Origin of the sequence: Paenibacillus amylolyticus (genome assembly GCF_050990605.1) — a bacterium.
GTDB lineage: Bacteria > Bacillota > Bacilli > Paenibacillales > Paenibacillaceae > Paenibacillus > Paenibacillus amylolyticus_H.
In genome coordinates, this window is sequence record NZ_CP158832.1 from 3,153,373 (window position 1) to 3,170,935 (window position 17,563).

The window sequence follows — 17,563 nt, forward strand, 5'->3', positions numbered from 1 at the left end:
TCGCCCCTCTTCCGAATGATGATCTTCTTATATTAAATTTTGGAGACGATTTACCTCACAATGGAGCTATCACGGCATTTTTTAATCTGGATACGCCTTCCTGTAATTGTTCATCTGACAAATGTGCAAAAGATAAATAGATACCATACTTCGTACCAACAGACGTTGAACTGCTGACTTCTGAGTATACCACACCTTGGGACCTAGCCGATTCCCGAAAGGCCTCATAAGTGGACACATTACCTCGCCACCAACCAAACACGTGTAGACCCGCTTCATTCTCCACCCAATCAAACCATGTAGAGAGGTGCTTGTTCAGAAGTTTGAGTAACAGATGGAATTTACGACTGTATAATCGATTCATTCTGCGCAGATGACGCTCATATTGACCGCTTGTCATGAATGCAGCTAATGCACGTTGTTCGATCAGGTTGACGGGTCTTGGCTCGTATAATGCCTGTGCCTTTCTAAAGGTATCTGCCAAGGTGGGGGGAAGAACCACATAACCAAGTCGTACTTCTAAAGGCAAGGTTTTAGTGAAGCTGCCCAAGTAGATTACGCGTCCTGCTATATCGAGTGTTTTCAGTGGTTCAACATGCATTCCGCGATATCGGAATTCACTATCATAATCATCCTCAACAATCATGGCATCATTTCGCTGTGCCCAGTCCAGCAAGGTTTGTCTGCGTTCAAGGCTGAGCATTTCGCCAGTAGGAAATTGTCGTGACGGCGTGACAAACAACATACGTGCTTCCCAGTCTTGGGGCACAACGCCCTGACCATCGAGATTGGCTTCAATTAACTTAGCACCCGCAGCCAATATGGCTTTAGAAATCCCGACATAACAAGGACTTTCTGTCACTACATAATCCCCAGGATCTGCAAGTAATTGAGTGAGTAGAGCTATAGCTTGCATGGAGCCTGCAGTTACTGCAATATGATCCGGATCGACTTGAATGCCCCGCATCCTCCGAAGATAGGCAGCAATGGCTTCTCTCAATTTTGGATCCCCGGTTGAACTAACCATCGCAGAGGTTGTTTTCAGGTGATGCTCACGCTGCCTTATCTCTGAATACAATCGATTATTCCATTCATCGTAAGGAAACTTGGAGAAGTCAGGTTGATACTTGCTAAAGTCGATTACTTCATCGTTATTCATTCTGGAATCATGTGTATGAGCATTGGCTGGTGCATTTCTTTGAGTCGTCTGCTGTTCAAACTGCTGAATACGATTTCCCCAGGCTGATAAATGATGGGTACAAGCTTTCACGGTAGACGCATCATTGCTTAAATCCAACTGATAAGCAACAAAGGTTCCTCTTCCATGCTCTGAATGAATGTAACCTTGAGCAGTCAACGTATCATAGACCTGATTCACGGTTCCTCTGGAAATGTGATACGTCGCAGCTAACTCTCGAGTAGAGGGTAACTTTTCACCATGGATAAGATTTCCATCATGAATTGCATCACGTATGGCATGATAGAGAGCTTTCATCTTGGTATATTTTCGATTCAAATATGAACTGTAAGCTACATGAAATTGCATATGTCCTCCAGAAGTTGAAATTAAAGTGGTACAATAAAAACCGAAAATATTGGATCTTTTTATATGACCATTCTCATTCTATACTAAATCATAGATTAGAGCGATGCCTTTATTGAAATCACCCAAAAGTTAATTAGGAGGACTACAATCATGCAAACAGGTACAGATCGTGTAAAAAGAGGAATGGCTGAGATGCAAAAAGGTGGCGTCATCATGGACGTTATGAATGCAGAGCAAGCTAAAATCGCTGAGGCGGCAGGGGCAACAGCTGTTATGGCTCTTGAGCGGGTACCTTCCGATATTCGTGCAGCAGGCGGTGTAGCTCGTATGGCAGATCCAACCATCGTTGAAGAGGTTATGAAGGTTGTATCTATTCCAGTTATGGCCAAAGCGCGTATCGGTCATTACATCGAAGCCAAAGTGCTTGAATCCCTGGGTGTGGACTATCTCGATGAAAGTGAAGTTCTTACACCAGCAGACGAAGTGTTCCATATTGATAAACATGAGTTCACCGTACCATTTGTATGTGGAGCCAAAGATTTGGGAGAGGCTCTTCGCCGTATTGGTGAGGGTGCATCGATGATTCGTACCAAAGGTGAGCCTGGAACGGGTAACATTGTTGAGGCAGTTCGTCATATGCGTCTAATTAACAGCCAGCTCCGCAAAGTGCAAAACATGTCCAAGGACGAGCTGTACGCTGAAGCCAAAAATCTGGGTGTAGCTTATGAGTTGCTGCGCGAAGTTCATGAAAATGGAAAACTTCCTGTCGTTAACTTTGCAGCTGGCGGTGTAGCTACTCCGGCGGACGCAGCATTAATGATGCACCTGGGAGCAGACGGTGTGTTTGTAGGGTCAGGTATTTTCAAATCCGATAGCCCTGAGAAATTCGCTCGTGCAATCGTTGAAGCTACAACACATTACACGGATTACAAACTGATTGCTGAAGTATCCAAAAACTTGGGCGCCCCTATGAAAGGGATCGAAATTTCTAAATTGGCTCCAGAAGAGCGCATGTCCAACCGCGGTTGGTAAGAGCAGATAGAACAACTGGAGTATGAATAGTGTCAAGCAAAGCCGATCCACGAAATAAATTGGATCGGCTTTTTTTGTTATTGTTGACGAAAGCAAAAGCAAAAACGGAGAGGAGAATGTCCTTTTTTCATCAATTGAGAATGATTATAATTATCATTTACGTGATTCAACATTTGCTGTATACTGACAATAACTATTTTACATAATGCATAAATAGAAAATTAAGGATTCACAAGGAGAGATTTAAATGTCTACACGCTTAAAAAAAGGAATGTTATTTTGTTTTATTGCTGCACTTCTTGTTGTACTTGCAGCCTGCTCCAGTAGTAATGGTGAAAGCGATGAGGAAAACAATAGCTCCCATGAAGCAACGAAGAAGGTTGCAGCAGATGAGAAGACATCGGGTGCAGACGCTTCAGGTGCAGCTCAAACCACGTATCCAGTAACCGTTTCAAACTATACAACAGAGAACGGCACATGGGTGAAGAAGGATCAAACGTTTGACAAGGCACCTGAGCGAGTAGTTGCCAATACCCAAGGTGCAGCCGAGCTGATGATTCGCCTGGGTTTGACAGACAAGCTTGTGGGTGTAGCAGCGCTGTTCGGCAGTGTGCCTGATGATATTGCTGATGAGTTTAAAAAAATTCCTGTGCTGGCTGAAGGCTATGTAGGGAAGGAATTGACTATCGGCGCTTCGCCTGATCTGGTTGTGGGGCGTGGTGGATTGTTTGAGGATGCTGATTGGGGTGTTGGTACAGTAAGCAACTTGAATGATATGGGAATTAAAACGTACGTACAAAGCACCAGTGTTCCTGATGCATCATTAGATAGTCTGTATCAGGATATTACTGAATTAGGTGAGATCTTCAACGTACAAGCCAATGCAGCCGCATATATTGAGACGCTTAAAGCACGCGCGAATGCCTTGACGGCCCGAGCTAGCACTGAAACGATCAACTATGCGTCTTTTTCGGATAATGGTGATGGAACCATCGGAATTTATAACGGAAACGGAGATACATTTATTGAAAGTGCAATGTCATTAATCAATATGCATAATATGCTGATTAATGAAACTGGCACACTCAGCCTGGAGAAGTTAATCGAGATTAATCCGGATGCAATGATTATTTCGAGGTATGCAGGTGGTATTGATCCTGAGCAGACGATTGAAAAGCTGCTTGCCAACAAGCAGGTACAAAACATTAACGCAGTTAAAAACAAAAAAATCTACATTATTGATTTCAACAACTTCTGGGGTTACGGGGATTCCATCTTCACAGGTGTTGAAGGCCTCGCTGATGATCTAGGGTTGTAATGGCAGTGTGGTTTATTGACCATTCGTGCCTCCAGTTCGTTTCAAAAGCTAAGAACAAAAACTTAGTACCATTAAAAGTCGCTATTTTAGCGGCTTTTTTTGGTTATCAGGAACCAAATTCCTGTCTTAAGCTGATCAAACTTTTATTGGAATCTAACGTTACTATTGTAAGACTAAAAACTATATGAATTGGGTGAGTCAATGTGAAAATGAAGCATTTGAAAAAAGTCGTTGTCGTTGCATTAGTGATGTCCGTATTATTACCACTGGGAGCCCAAAAGTCTGAAGCAGCATCCAAATACGTTGATTTGGAAATTCAGTGGGCAGATGGCCGTATTAATCATGTTGAGACGTTACACAAGGATGGAGTCACTTACGGAAGTTTTTTCTCACTGGGTATTAAGGCAGGCCTAGAGTGGGAGATGGAAGATGATAATACGGCCGTACTGAAGAACAGTGAGAAGCATATTGTTGTGCACATGGGAAGCAGCATTGCCGAAGTGGATGGTCAAAAAGTAGATATGGGCAGTAAGCCTGTGAGGTATATTAGTCACCTTTATGTACCCATTAAATTTCTTGCTTCTGCCTTCGACGGGGAAGTAGCTCATCAAGATCCAAAGACAAACAAGGTAACCGTGACTGGAGTGAGCAATTATACCGATACTTTTTATGGTAGCAACATGGGTTACATCTATGTCATTCACGTTGCAAAAGGAGACCTTGAAATTACGAATGCTTCTACTGGACAAAAGAGTTTGATTCCCTTAGGGATAAAGGACATGAATGTTAATACCCATGATCTCAAGATAAATTTCAAAAGGAGTGCCCAAAATCTACTTATTGTTATCATTGAACACACCAATCGAAAAACGGAAGACTACGATCTTTACACGTTGGTATTCAAAAATAAAGGTCTGGTTCGTAAATCCATTGCTCACGGAATAACGGGGCAATATGAAATTTTAAATGAAGATAGTAACATTCAACTCATCGATGACAACAGTATACGTATTATCGAAGATGGAAGTGGTAAAGTGCTTGAAGTGCTTCCTCGTTGAATAGATATCTGATCGGATATTCTGAATTGTTATAATAATATAATGTCCAGTTGTCATGCACTAATATTATTGAACAAAACAATTATCTCAAAGAGCCGCTGATCAGAGTGATCGGCGGCAAAGGTAACATTTAATTAGGGGCAATGGGGGATAAGTTCGGTAAGATAACTTCGCTTCCAGGCTCCATTAACACAGGCTCCATCAACATGATATGACATTCCTTTTCGGCGGAAGGCTTGATCTCGACTCCCTTGGGGACAATATACATCTCGCTCTTGGAAATCTTCACTTGCCCATCACGAAAATCAATAATCATTTCCCCTTCGAGCACAAAGAATAACTTGTCAGTTTCCTCATGAACATGCCACTCAAAATCTCCAGCAATCTTTACGATCTTAAATTGATGGTTATTCATTTCTCCAATGAGTTTCGGAGACCACAGATCGTTTATTTTCGAAAATTCCTCATTCAATTTAATAGATTGATAGTGCATCGTAATTCCTCCTGTGTATTATTCGTTTAAGTTCAGTATACTGATTTGGATTATGGTATAACATGGATGCCTGTTGAAATCAGGATGGATTATTGATGAACTTCTGACGATACTCAGTAGGAGAGACACCATATTGTTTCTTAAACACTCTGCTAAAATAAAAGGGGTCAGCAATGCCAACGGTTTCAGCAATCTGTTGCACAGACACATCACTTGCCAATAACATTTGCTGTGCGATATTTATACGATATTTCAATACATATTCTGCTGGACCCATACCTGCATGTCTTCTAAATACGTAGGAAAGTCGATTTCGATTAACGTTATTTTGTTCTGCAAGCGATGCGACAGTCAGACTTTGGTCATAGTATTCTTGGATGTAGGTAGAGACCCGTTCAAACAAAGCATCTGATTCGTTACTATTTTGCCTATGAGCAACACATATTAAAGTCTCATTCAGTACATCGCGAAACAGCATCTCGGTCTGAAACCTTGAAATACCTCCACGCTGATTATACACATGCCAAAGACGCGTGATTAATTCGATCAGACGTGTGGATTGTCCCGTTGATAATTCAAAATGCTGATGGGAAAAGCTTGTCTCTTCGACGTCTGAACTACATATTCGGTATAAAACGAGGATGTATTCCCAGTCCACTCTATGAAACACGGTTTGATCCAGTTTCATTTTCGCGCCCCCATGTACAACTTTTCCTGGTGAAAAGATATAGGGCGTACCCTCAAATTGAAACTGTATTTTTCCTGTGAGGGGAAATACAAATCCAGGAAAAGAATCGGTGTAGTCAGCCTGGGGAACCCCTGGATTTCTAGCATATCGATATACTCCTTCTACTTGAAAAGGAATGTGTGCAAAATGCGCTGCTAACTGATTAACGTCTACTTTCACATTTCGTACCTCATTTCAAAAGTGCTTGTTGGTCATGTTGAGATAAATCGCTGTATTCTTACCTCAACACTATTGATAATCATTATCACTGTCAACATATATAATGAAAAGGTTACTTTTGACTAAATAAAACCAGTGTTACATATGGGCAACAGAATCCATCTTGTGTTAACATGTGCACTAACTAATCCAAATGTTTGCTTGAGAAGGGGAACCCATGTCCATTCGAATTAAAATGCTGCTGTCTTTCACGAGTATGCTCGTAATAAGTCTGCTGTTCATCTTGCTAACAGCAAGCCTGTACACGATTGCGGCTACAGGGGATCTACAGAGTTTCCGTGATATATACAAGGTACATTATCAGATCAACCCCCTGACTGAACAGGGAGAATCAATCTTTCAAGAGATGAAGTTTCTGGCCAAAAATGACCCGGACGACCTGCAAAACAAGGCTTTGCTGCGTGAATATGACATGAAGCTTCGAGCTGAGAAGTCAGGGCTCTACGTCAGACGGGAGAATAGCCAGATCTTCGAATCGCTGACCTTCAACCAGCCAGAACTGAAGCAAGCACTGCCTGCCTATGATCTTAACAATTATCAGATTCGGAGCACCTTCAATATTGGTGAACGATTTTATGCGTATGCAAAATTTGATTTTCAATATTCAGACGGGGAACGGGGGAGTATCTTTGTCATTCGTGAGAGAAGCCCCTTTGCGGAACTTACTCGCAAGCTGCTACCTGTGATGTCATTCCTGCTTATTGGAGTCCTTATCATTGCAAATCTGCTCTTGTTCCGTTGGATCACGCGCAGCTTCATTCAGCCCTTGAACCAACTACGAAGTTCAGCCGAGCATATTAAGGATGGCAATCTATCCTTTAAGCTTCAGCTAAACTCTAATGACGAGGTCGGTCAACTCAGTGAAGCGTTTGAGAGCATGCTGAATCAATTACAGCGCTCCTATGCATTACGACAGCAGGACGAAGCGAACCGCAAAGAGCTCATCTCCAACATTTCGCATGATCTCCGTACGCCGATTACCAATATCAAAGGTTATATTGAGGGCATTCGTGACGGGGTGGCTAATACTCCTGAGAAAATGGAGAGTTACGTTAATATCATTCACTCCAAAGCGGTAAGCATGGATAAACTGGTGGATGAACTGTTTTTGTATTCAAAGCTCGACTTGAACCAAGAGCCTTTCCTGTTCAAGACAGTTGATCTCGCTGATTTCCTTGAAGATAGCATTGAAGAGCTGAGATACGATTTGGAGGATAAAGGTGTTGCCTTAGAGTGGAATAATCAGGTGTCTGCTCCCGCTATGGCTACTGTGGATCCGGAGAAGTTAAAACGTACCGTTGTTAATGTGGTGGATAATGCACTCAAATACATGGAAAATGAACACAAACGATTCAAGATTTCACTTCAAGCCGATGAGAAATGGATTACGATGGCGTTTAAAGATAATGGCAGGGGAATACCTGAAGAGGCACTACCTTATATATTTGAACGCTTCTATCGTGCAGAACAATCCCGCAATTCCTCAACGGGCGGAAGTGGACTTGGACTGACAATTGCCCGCCAAATCATTGATGGACATGCGGGCTTTATCTGGGCTGAAAGCCAGCCTAATGATGGCACGAGCATATATATCAAGCTGAAACGGCTGAATGAAGAGAGGGACTAATAAGTAATGGCAAACATTTTGATCATTGAAGACGAAACAACGATTGCGGAACTGGAACGGGATTATTTTGAGCTTAACGGATTTTCCGTGGATCTCTGCCATACTGGAGATGAAGGCCTGAAACAGGCACTGGAGGGGGACTATAATCTGATCATTGTTGATCTTATGCTTCCGGGACTCGACGGCTTCGAATGTTGCAGGCGCATTCGCAAGGTGAAGGAAGTGCCCATCCTTGTCGTTTCCGCGAAAAAGGAAGAAATCGATAAAATCAGGACATTTAATCTGGGAGTGGATGACTTTATTACAAAACCGTTCAGCCCAAGTGAATTGGTTGCGCGAGCAAAGGCTCATTTGACCCGATACGAGAGACTGCTTGGCAAAAACAAACCAGCCGAGCAGGATGAAATCCACATTCGCGGGCTTCACATTGACAAAGGATCACGCCGCGTTTTTGTTAATGGAGAAGAGGTGGCGATTACAACCAAGGAATTCGAGTTACTTGTATTTCTTGCAAGTCATCCCAACCGTGTATTCAGCAAATCCGATCTGTTTGAGCGCATCTGGGGCTTGGATTCCACCGGAGACATTGCAACGGTTACCGTCCATATTCGCAAATTGCGTGGCAAGCTGGAGACAGACCCCAAAAATCCGGAGTATATTGAAACCGTCTGGGGCGCAGGCTACCGGTTTACTGCATAAGTTTCGTGAAAATTTAGAGCGAGTTTATATTTTGTTAATAACTTTATCCTTGGGAGTTTCTTTTTGTCCTCTATTCTATAGATACAGGCAACTACAACCTATAGAGGAGGAATTCAACGATGAATTCTACAACCCGTAAAATTGCTACATTTCTAACCATAACTGCATTAGGTACAGCAGTGTTCCCGTTAACTGCGAATCAAGTACATGCAGCTACATACGTTACTAACATTGCGCCAACAACCGCACAGCTTACCCAACCACAGATTGAAGCTGCTATCAAGGATCTAAATAGTTTGGGGATCATGAACGGATATGCAGATCAATCCATGGGTGAACATAGAGCGATTACCCGTGCTGAACTGGCTTCATTAATTTTCAAAACGTTTAATCTGGAAAGCAAGACGGGAGAAACCGTAGAACTAACAGATGTGAATCCGAACGCGTGGTATGCACCTTATGCATCAAAGCTTGTTGAACTTGGCATCATGCAGGCTAACGATGGACAATTCAATCCGCAAACTCAAGTGTCGGATGCTGAACTCGAACAGGTCGTATCCAAAGCGATGCAGCGTGATGTAAAGTCCGTTCACCATTGGATGAGCGAGTTTTACTCCGAGAAAGGCTCAGCAACGCGCGGCGAAACAGCGGTGCTGCTACAAACGGCACGCCAGGCGATCCCTTCGGAGCAGGCTCAAATTGAGAGCGTTAGAACGCTCAATGCCATTACGCTAATCGTCACATTCGACAAACCGCTTACAGCGGCGAATGAGGCTTTTGCCAAGGCACAAACGGACTTTGCGTTTAGTGGTGAGCTGACGGTAACCAATATGCCCCGTTTGAAAACAGGGTCAATTGCGACTTACATCGTTCCAACGTCCGTACAAGATGCTGGTGAAGTGTACAACCTGACTTACAAAGGCCAAGACGCTGGGTCCTTTGAAGGCAGTGGCACGAAAATAAACATGACAACGGCTAGTCAAGTAACGAATGATACATTCGAGATTGAAGCACTGCAAGAGAACGGTGTAGTGGATTACGGTTATATTATTTCGGCTTACAGCGGTGGTCGAGGAGCTAATGCTTTCGTGCTGAATGATCAAGAGCAAGCAGGCGGCAAAACGTATCAAATCATCTCATCCATGCAGGCAAGACAAGTTGTAATTACGCCAGAAGGTGGCGAGCCTATCGTTGCCAGATACGTTCCATTTACACAATCCACAGATGGAAAACAAGGACCTAAGTTCCGTTTGCCTGAGGGACAATCGCTGAAGTCAAATGTCACTTATACCGTTTCTTCGGATTGGGCCAATATCGAGAATGCTTCATTCACTGCAAAATCGTTTGATGCGCTGAACGTTGCAAGTGCTCAAGCAGTTAACGAAAACTCGATTGAAGTTACGCTTGTCCAAGATCCTGAGGATGAACTGTTCTCTGGTCGAAGTGTAACGTTAACTTCACCTAGCGGGGATGTTCTGACAGCCACTTATAAATACTCAAGTCGAAAAGGTGCGACGGGTGTATTCGATATAACGAATGATGGGAAGTTGACCCCAGGTACTACGTATACAATAGACCCAGTTGGGGATTGGAGTATCGCTTCTTCGGTTACCTTGACACTGGAGTAAAGGAGGCAGTATGAGTAAGTCGCTGATCATCGTTATCCTGATAAGCAGTATGTTGATCGTCCAAGGCTGCGTGCCAGAAGTGAGAAACGACTTCAATGTGGAGGAAAAGACCATGGCTTCAGCAGATGAACAGCTGTTCAAGGTAGTAGAGGACAACGATACTAAACGCATCGAACAATGGATTCAAGCAGGCGCCAATATCAATGCTCAAGATCAGAGTGGACGAACGGCTACAATGATTGCTGCCTACAATAATGATCTAACATCGGCTAAAGTGTTAATTGAAGCGGGGTCAAATGTGAATATACAGGACGATATGAAGAATAATCCCTTTCTGTATGCTGGCGCTGAAGGATACTTGGATATTTTGAAGCTGACAATCGAGGCGGGAGCGGACCCAGCGATAACGAATCGATATGGAGGGACAGCACTTATTCCAGCTTCGGAGCATGGATATGTGGATGTCGTACAAGAACTACTGACTCGAACTTCAGTGGATGTGGACCATGTGAATCAATTGGGATGGACAGCACTGCTCGAAGCGATCATTCTTAACGATGGCAATGCTCAGCAGCAGGAGACGATACAATTACTCATTGACCACGGAGCAGACGTAAACATATCGGATCGTGATGGGGTATCACCGCTCAGTCATGCGAAGCATAAAGGCTTTAAGGAAATTGAAGACATTTTGATACGTGCTGGTGCAAAATAGAAATAGTTTAGGGTAGGGTAAATTAAGAAACAAACATGTCGAGATATATGTAAAAATGGTTTTCATGGAGCGCCTGCTTCCTTCTATGCTGAAGGGCAGGCGCTTCATTAAATCAGTCTTAGTTGTATGAAACTGGCATATTCTTTACATGACATGATTAGATACGAGAACGAGGATCTTAAAAATTGAATATCTGTGCTTTAAAGTTTGCTATAGTGTACCACTATGCTTCCAGATAAAATGGAAATACCAACCATGTAAGCGTTATCTATTATTGTGCTGCTTGTACATGTTGGAATCATTCATGGAGGTGTATGATGAAGAAGAAGTCTTGGTATACTTTGGCGGTAACAGGTGTCATTTCTTTATTTTTTTCAGTAAGCGCTTTCGCGGGTTATGTTTTCTGGGAACCTCTAACCTATTTTAACGCAAGTACGTGGCAAAAAGCGGATGGGTATTCCAATGGGAGCATGTTCAACTGTACGTGGAGGGCGAAAAATGTTAATTTCACAAGTGACGGGAAGCTTAAGCTTGGTTTGACCAGCTCTGCACAGAACAAGTTTGATTGCGGAGAGTACCGTTCCACAAATACCTACGGGTACGGCTTGTATGAAGTCAGCATGAAACCTGCCAAAAACACAGGTGTAGTTTCCTCATTCTTCACATACACAGGGCCTTCACATGGCACCCAATGGGATGAGATTGATATCGAATTTTTAGGGAAAGACACAACCAAAGTGCAGTTTAATTATTATACCAATGGCGTTGGCAATCATGAGAAGATTATCAATCTAGGTTTTGATGCATCCCAAGGTTTCCATACGTATGCATTCGATTGGCAGCCGGGACATATCAAATGGTATGTTGATGGTGTATTGAAGCACACGGCAACCAGTAATATTCCTAAAACACCTGGAAAAATCATGATGAACCTCTGGAATGGAACAGGTGTAGATAGCTGGCTCGGTCCTTATAACGGTGCCAATCCGCTATATGCAGAGTACGATTGGGTCAAATATACAAGTAATTAAGCAGACTGAAGCAGCCGTTAGCGGCTGCTTTTTTTCTACATTCAGGCATTGTATTTATTCAATATATGTATTCAATATCCAATATCCTAAATTAATGCAATAAATGTTGCAATATTAGTATGGGCATAAATATCAATTATTCATTATGATTAACCTGTAAGCAACATTACATAGACTGGGGGAACGAAGTTGGACACAAGTAAAAAGAGAAGAGTAGGCAGTTTGGTCATGATCGGTGTATTGGCCCTATCTGCAGCCTTGAGTGGGTGTAGTAACGGGAACGACAAGAAAGCAGAATCGAGTACACCAGCGACAACGTTGGAGCTCAGAAATGGAAAGTATGATCCACCCGTGTCCATTACGTATTTACGACCATGGGGTCCAGACGTGAAGTTTAAGCCAGGTGAGGATCAGGATAACAACGTGCATACCAAATGGGCCAAAGAGAAACTTGGTATCGAGTTGAAAAACCAGTGGATATCTCCTTCTACCAATAATGCATTTGAGACGAAACTGCGCCTGTCACTGGCTTCCAATGCGGACATGCCGGACATTATTTCGTATCGCGGCGAATTCAATCTGGTGCGTGAATTGATTGAGTCCGGAAAATTTGTCGATGCGGGCGAGTTGTTTGACAAATATGCAAGCGATACTTGGAAAGCAGCCGTAAACGAAGATCCTTCCGTATGGTATCCATACATGCAAGATGGCAAAAAAATCGGTATTCCGATTCTGGATTATGCCTATAATGGTGATCCTGTCATGTGGATCCGTGAAGACTGGATGAAGAAATTCAATCTGGAAGCACCCAAAACGATAGATGATCTTGAAGTCATTATGGAAACGTTTACGAATCAAGATCCGGATGGTAATGGGAAGCAGGACACCTATGGACTGACCATTGGCTTCAAGAACTGGCTGAACACATGGATGTCAGAAGCTGGATGGGTATTTGGCGCTTATGGTACAATGCCAAACCAATGGAATCTGACGGCAGATGGAAAACTTGAATACGGTTCTGTTACACCTGGTGCAAAAGAAGCTTTGGCCAAATTACAGAGCTGGATGAGCAAAGGGTATATCCCGGAAGAAGCTGGGGTGTATGACGAGACAAAAGCTGCTGAAGAATTTACTGCTGGAAAAGCAGGTATTGTGGTAGGTCCTCACTGGATGCCATCCTGGCCGCTGGAGGATGTGAAGAAGAACAATCCTGAGGCTGAATACAAAGCCTATCCGATTCCTTCCGGTCCAAATGGTCAAGCAGGAAGACATGGTACGTCGAATGGAAATGGCGTAATTCTCATTAACAAAGACATGAAAAATCCGGAAGCCTTTTTCACCTATCAGAACTATCTCTTTGATCACTATGCAAATCCTAAAGAAGGCGATGAGTTCGAACATGGATTTGCCGAAGGGTACGATTGGGTAATGGTCGATGGGAAACCATCAACTGATGCAAGTCTTACGGGTGGTTATGCTCCAGAGAAGTACACCTTAACGTTTGATGGAGCGCGTATTCCCAATCTAAGCATGACTACACTCGCGAAGCTGGCAAGCGGTGAAGAAGCAACTACACCGTTTGAGAAGAAAATCAAATCAGGTGTACCAGTACCTATGCTTGATGCAGCCAAGATTGTTTTGGATCAAAAGGATATCGTGTTTAATCAAATGTTTACCGGTGCACCTTCAATGACGATGCAGATGAACAATGATATTTTGACGAAGATGGAGAAGGATACCTTCTCTCAAATTGTATATGGCAAAACCTCAGTTGATGCGTTTGACTCATTTGTTGAGAAGTGGAAATCTTCAGGCGGAGATCAGATTACGAAAGAAGTTAACGAGTGGTATGATTCCGTGAAAAGCGGAAAATAGGATGACGCAAGGCTGGTTGAATTGATTCATCGCGGCCACATAAGCAGCAAAAAGGCATTGCAGGAGAAGATCTCCGGCAATGCCTTTTTGTATTTCGATATGGAGAAGGGGAAAACGTGGAGCTTACTAGAACGTTTAGTCCGCTCTGAGTCCCTCCTTAAACCGGCAGATTTTCCCGATATTCTTGCGGTGTAAGATCATAAAATTTCTTAAAAACTCGAATGAAATATGCGGTATTGTTGTAACCGACAAGTTCTGCAATCTCAAACACTTTGGCGGTTGATGTTCGCAAATGATAGGCTGCTTTCTCCATTCTTAATCGGTACACATAGGCAGTAAGTGCTTCACCGGTCTCCGCCTTGTATACCTTGGACAAGTACACTGGATGCAGATGCACATGGTCGGCAATTGCAGGCAGCGATACATCTCCAGACAGATGAAGGTCTACGAAACTTTTGACGCTGCGCACAATGGTGCTGTGATTGTCTCTAAGCTCTTGTTCAGCATCATCTCGTATGTAATGAAGTGTGCGCATGGACCAGTCCTGTAGCTGCTGCGCAGTGGAGTAACTGGGAGCTTGAAAGTAGCGATAGGGCTCCGCTGGAATCAAAGAAGAGATTTGTTTGCCATTTTTATGAATGATGTACGCAAACGCACCCGCAATAGCAAAATAAACCTCGAAGGTTGACTCTGCTATATCATGATGTTCATTGGAATGCAGCAGTTCCTCAAAAATGTGCTCGATTTTCTGTTCGACATCCTCAAAGCGACCAGCTTCGAGCAAGCTAATCAACGTTGGTGGCTGGTAAAGCGACCTGATCGTATGTAGAGGATTGGCCTCCGTTTCATCGGAAGCGGTGACAAACAAACCTTGCACCTGACCCATCCGTTTACGCATGGACATAACCGTTCGCTCATAGAGTTCACCGATCTCGTAAGGAAACTTGCCCCAGCTGGATACAGAGATAGAGATTGCACCCTTTAAGTATAACTGAACATTGGTTTGAATCTGGGCAGCATAATGCTCAAGCAGGGTCTGAGGCGTCTCATTCCTGCTATAGTTTATCGTTGTGGAATGCTTCATGCTAACCAGAACAACGATGTAATCATGAACATCTCGTGTGTGCCAGATATGAAAATGATTATGCATCACTTCGCTAATGATATTACATATCGCATATTCCATTAGGGCCTGATCGCCGTGTGCCATTTCGGATAGATGTTTTTCCATACGAATAATCAGCATACCGAGGTCTTCGCCTACGGAGTATGGAAGTTCCAGCAGATCAAGCTTGTCTGCCAGTGTCTTCGGATCATAGACTTTTCCAGTCAGCAACTCATGCAGCATCGTGGATTGAAGCAATGGCAGATGATCCTGAAAGGCGTGTAAGGCACGTTGATGAGATGCTGCCGTTTCCCACTTTTCTTTAATCCGATGAACAAGACGTTGCACGGATTCGATCAGATCTTCATCGCTAACGGGTTTCAGCAAGTAATCAAAGCTTTCCTGCGCAATGGCCTGTTTGGCATATTCAAAGTCGGCGTGACCTGATAACAGAATCGTCTGCACATGAGGCCACTTTTCATGAATCGCTGTAATAAGTGCAATGCCTGACATTTCAGGCATACGTATATCGGTAATTACAATGTCAATGTCGTGATTGTCCATGATTTCCAGCGCTACTGCACCGGATAAGGCTTCATGAACTGTACCGATCCCGCAGCTTTCCCACGGAATGGTCTCTGCCAGCGTTTCCACGACGGAACGTTCATCGTCCACTAGTAATATTTGCAGCATGGGTCGTTCACCTACTTGTCAGTATTGTCGTGCCATGTGATGTTAACTTTAATTCCACCCATTGAAGAATGGTCATAGGATAGTCCAGATCCTTCACCGTACAGAAAAGACAAACGCTGATGGACATTCCATGTACCACATCCCATATTCTCATCCAGCGGCTTAAGAAGATTATCTCTCAGATGATCAAGCTGTTTCTCTGACATGCCAAGCCCGCTGTCCTCCACGATAATCGTGTACACATCATCCTCGCAGTCCGCATAGATTTTAATCTCACCATCTACCGATTTGGGCTCCAGACCATGAATAATAGCGTTCTCAATAATAGGCTGGAGGGTTAGTCTGGGAACTGTTTTATCTAAAATATCATGGGGCACGTCGATTGTAAAATGCATTCGTTCCAGACGAAGTGACTGGATTTCCAAATAATTTTTGACCATCGTCAGCTCTTCACGAAGCGTGGCTTGATCCTTTTCGGACCTGGTTATGTATCGGTAATACTCTCCCAGATTCAGTGCCATGGCTACCACGGCCTTTTCATTTTTCATTCGGGCCATGTTCTTGATATAGAAGAGACAGTTATAGAGAAAATGCGGATTAATCTGCGATTGCAACTGTTTGAGCGTCGCTTCCCGACTTCGTAATTTCTCCTCATATACATTCTCGATTAACTCTTGAATTCGCTGGGCCATGATGTTAAAACGTGCAAATAACAGACTGAATTCATTGCGTGCCGGGTGATGAAGCCGAACAGAAAAATCCCCGGTGGACAAGCGATTTGTCCCTTTTACCAGCTGTAAGAGTGGAAGCTGCACACTGCGATAGAGTGTATATAAAACAACGACACTCATTACGATCAGAACGGCAATTGAAGCGTAAAACAGATTTCGGCTGCTCGTAATCGGTTTCAAAATCTGTTGCATGGGCACATAGTCAACATAATACCAGCCCAGGCTCTTGGATTGAATATAAGAGACGTAATATTCCGTTTCGTTTAACGTTGTGCTGAATCCACCGCTGGCTTGCAGTTTTGCTTCTTTCAGAGAGGGCAGTATGGCATTCAGAGTATCCTTTCCAGAGCTATTGCTGATTAAACCATAGTCGGGATGGAACATGAATGGATCGCCCTTATTGTTTAACTTGTTTTGGTTGAGAAGGGCAGTTAAGTGATGAACTGGAAAACTGATTTTGGTAATTAATCGAGCTTTGTCGGGTTGCACCATCGCTGTCGTTGGGTCTGTCGTGTACCAGATGAACTGATTCTCGGCATAGGTCCAGGACTGCGATAGGGACTCCTTAAATTCATTATCACTGTACGGAATGTAAGCATAGTAATCCGTCGATATCACTTTTTTCATCCGAGGAAAGTATAGTGTGATGGTCGAATGCCATTTGCTTGCTGCGTTGTACAGATTCATCTTTTCCAGTATGGCACTTCCAACTTTCACACGTTCATAGGGAACATCCTTGTAGTCAGGACGTTGATATTCCTGAATGCTGGAATCTTGCCCAATGGACATCCCATATAATGACAATTGGTAAATGTTGGATTCTACTGAATCAGCAAATGTCGACAGATGATTCATCGTATTGTTCTGAATCTCGTGTTCAATGACACGTACACTTTCCCGGTTCGAGTATGTGTAGAGAAACAATACCAGAATAAGCAGCATCACAAACAACAATGTAATTTTGGTAAAGACATTCATGCGTGTAAACAAAGTCCAACCTCCTAAATCTCATTTAAATATTGATATCGTTGTTGCAATATTAGGA

At 43.3% G+C, this 17,563-nt stretch carries 14 protein-coding genes; 9 read left to right on the plus strand and 5 right to left on the minus strand.

Features of this window, described 5'->3' with window-relative positions; translation table 11 throughout:
* Positions 1-55 precede the first annotated feature (55 nt).
* Positions 56-1,546: a PLP-dependent aminotransferase family protein gene (locus ABTV53_RS14265; RefSeq protein ID WP_433753836.1), complete on the minus strand. Its 1,491-nt coding sequence runs from the start codon at positions 1,544-1,546 to the stop codon at positions 56-58.
* Between the two features lie 147 nt (positions 1,547-1,693).
* Between ABTV53_RS14265 and pdxS the strand changes: the two genes are divergently transcribed.
* The 3 genes from pdxS to ABTV53_RS14280 all read left to right on the plus strand — a co-directional run bounded on the left by pdxS (position 1,694) and on the right by ABTV53_RS14280 (position 4,954).
* Positions 1,694-2,578 carry a pyridoxal 5'-phosphate synthase lyase subunit PdxS gene (gene pdxS / locus ABTV53_RS14270; protein ID WP_200869424.1) on the plus strand — a complete coding sequence of 295 codons (885 nt, stop codon included), beginning with the start codon at positions 1,694-1,696 and terminating at the stop codon, positions 2,576-2,578.
* Positions 2,579-2,825: 247 nt separating this feature from the next.
* Positions 2,826-3,896: an ABC transporter substrate-binding protein gene (locus ABTV53_RS14275; protein WP_433753838.1), complete on the plus strand. Its 1,071-nt coding sequence runs from the start codon at positions 2,826-2,828 to the stop codon at positions 3,894-3,896.
* 209 nt (positions 3,897-4,105) lie between these two features.
* On the plus strand, positions 4,106-4,954 hold the full coding sequence (locus tag ABTV53_RS14280; RefSeq protein ID WP_433754207.1) for a copper amine oxidase N-terminal domain-containing protein: 849 nt from the start codon (positions 4,106-4,108) through the stop codon (positions 4,952-4,954).
* A gap of 130 nt (positions 4,955-5,084) precedes the next feature.
* On the opposite strand, the gene ABTV53_RS14285 is transcribed toward ABTV53_RS14280, so the two are convergent.
* Both ABTV53_RS14285 and ABTV53_RS14290 read right to left on the minus strand, forming a co-directional pair.
* Entirely contained in the window at positions 5,085-5,447 is a 363-nt protein-coding gene (locus ABTV53_RS14285; protein WP_433753840.1) for a cupin domain-containing protein, read from the minus strand.
* A gap of 79 nt (positions 5,448-5,526) precedes the next feature.
* On the minus strand, positions 5,527-6,354 hold the full coding sequence (locus ABTV53_RS14290; protein WP_433753842.1) for a helix-turn-helix domain-containing protein: 828 nt from the start codon (positions 6,352-6,354) through the stop codon (positions 5,527-5,529).
* Between the two features lie 217 nt (positions 6,355-6,571).
* Between ABTV53_RS14290 and ABTV53_RS14295 the strand changes: the two genes are divergently transcribed.
* From ABTV53_RS14295 to ABTV53_RS14320, 6 genes are all read left to right on the plus strand, one after another.
* On the plus strand, positions 6,572-8,041 hold the full coding sequence (locus ABTV53_RS14295) for an ATP-binding protein (RefSeq protein ID WP_433753844.1): 1,470 nt from the start codon (positions 6,572-6,574) through the stop codon (positions 8,039-8,041).
* A 6-nt stretch (positions 8,042-8,047) separates the two neighbouring features.
* Positions 8,048-8,740, plus strand: coding sequence for a response regulator transcription factor (locus ABTV53_RS14300; RefSeq protein WP_433753845.1), 693 nt, complete (start codon positions 8,048-8,050; stop codon positions 8,738-8,740).
* 119 nt (positions 8,741-8,859) lie between these two features.
* On the plus strand, positions 8,860-10,368 hold the full coding sequence (locus ABTV53_RS14305; RefSeq protein WP_433753847.1) for an S-layer homology domain-containing protein: 1,509 nt from the start codon (positions 8,860-8,862) through the stop codon (positions 10,366-10,368).
* A 10-nt stretch (positions 10,369-10,378) separates the two neighbouring features.
* Positions 10,379-11,083, plus strand: a complete 705-nt coding sequence (locus ABTV53_RS14310; protein WP_433753849.1) for an ankyrin repeat domain-containing protein — start codon at positions 10,379-10,381, stop codon at positions 11,081-11,083.
* A 317-nt stretch (positions 11,084-11,400) separates the two neighbouring features.
* Positions 11,401-12,114, plus strand: a complete 714-nt coding sequence (bglS, locus tag ABTV53_RS14315) for a beta-glucanase (protein WP_433754209.1) — start codon at positions 11,401-11,403, stop codon at positions 12,112-12,114.
* 189 nt (positions 12,115-12,303) lie between these two features.
* A complete protein-coding gene (locus tag ABTV53_RS14320; RefSeq protein ID WP_433753851.1) occupies positions 12,304-13,989 on the plus strand; it encodes an extracellular solute-binding protein in 1,686 nt (561 codons plus the stop codon).
* A 157-nt stretch (positions 13,990-14,146) separates the two neighbouring features.
* Here ABTV53_RS14320 and ABTV53_RS14325 read toward each other — a convergent pair whose 3' ends face one another.
* Complete coding sequence (locus ABTV53_RS14325) at positions 14,147-15,787, minus strand: response regulator transcription factor (protein ID WP_433753853.1); 1,641 nt, start codon at positions 15,785-15,787, stop codon at positions 14,147-14,149.
* A gap of 11 nt (positions 15,788-15,798) precedes the next feature.
* Positions 15,799-17,508: a sensor histidine kinase gene (locus ABTV53_RS14330; protein WP_433753855.1), complete on the minus strand. Its 1,710-nt coding sequence runs from the start codon at positions 17,506-17,508 to the stop codon at positions 15,799-15,801.
* Positions 17,509-17,563 lie beyond the last annotated feature (55 nt).

Excerpts from the sequence above, each read along its gene's own strand:
- ABTV53_RS14310 (WP_433753849.1), top strand. The coding sequence starts at position 10,379 with ATGAGTAAGTCGCTGATCATCGTTATCCTGATAAGCAGTATGTTGATC.
- ABTV53_RS14295 (WP_433753844.1), top strand. The coding sequence starts at position 6,572 with ATGTCCATTCGAATTAAAATGCTGCTGTCTTTCACGAGTATGCTCGTA.
- ABTV53_RS14265 (WP_433753836.1), bottom strand. The coding sequence starts at position 1,546 with ATGCAATTTCATGTAGCTTACAGTTCATATTTGAATCGAAAATATACC.
- ABTV53_RS14305 (WP_433753847.1), top strand. The coding sequence starts at position 8,860 with ATGAATTCTACAACCCGTAAAATTGCTACATTTCTAACCATAACTGCA.
- ABTV53_RS14285 (WP_433753840.1), bottom strand. The coding sequence starts at position 5,447 with ATGCACTATCAATCTATTAAATTGAATGAGGAATTTTCGAAAATAAAC.
- ABTV53_RS14325 (WP_433753853.1), bottom strand. The coding sequence starts at position 15,787 with ATGCTGCAAATATTACTAGTGGACGATGAACGTTCCGTCGTGGAAACG.
- ABTV53_RS14275 (WP_433753838.1), top strand. The coding sequence starts at position 2,826 with ATGTCTACACGCTTAAAAAAAGGAATGTTATTTTGTTTTATTGCTGCA.
- bglS (WP_433754209.1), top strand. The coding sequence starts at position 11,401 with ATGAAGAAGAAGTCTTGGTATACTTTGGCGGTAACAGGTGTCATTTCT.
- ABTV53_RS14300 (WP_433753845.1), top strand. The coding sequence starts at position 8,048 with ATGGCAAACATTTTGATCATTGAAGACGAAACAACGATTGCGGAACTG.
- ABTV53_RS14280 (WP_433754207.1), top strand. The coding sequence starts at position 4,106 with ATGAAGCATTTGAAAAAAGTCGTTGTCGTTGCATTAGTGATGTCCGTA.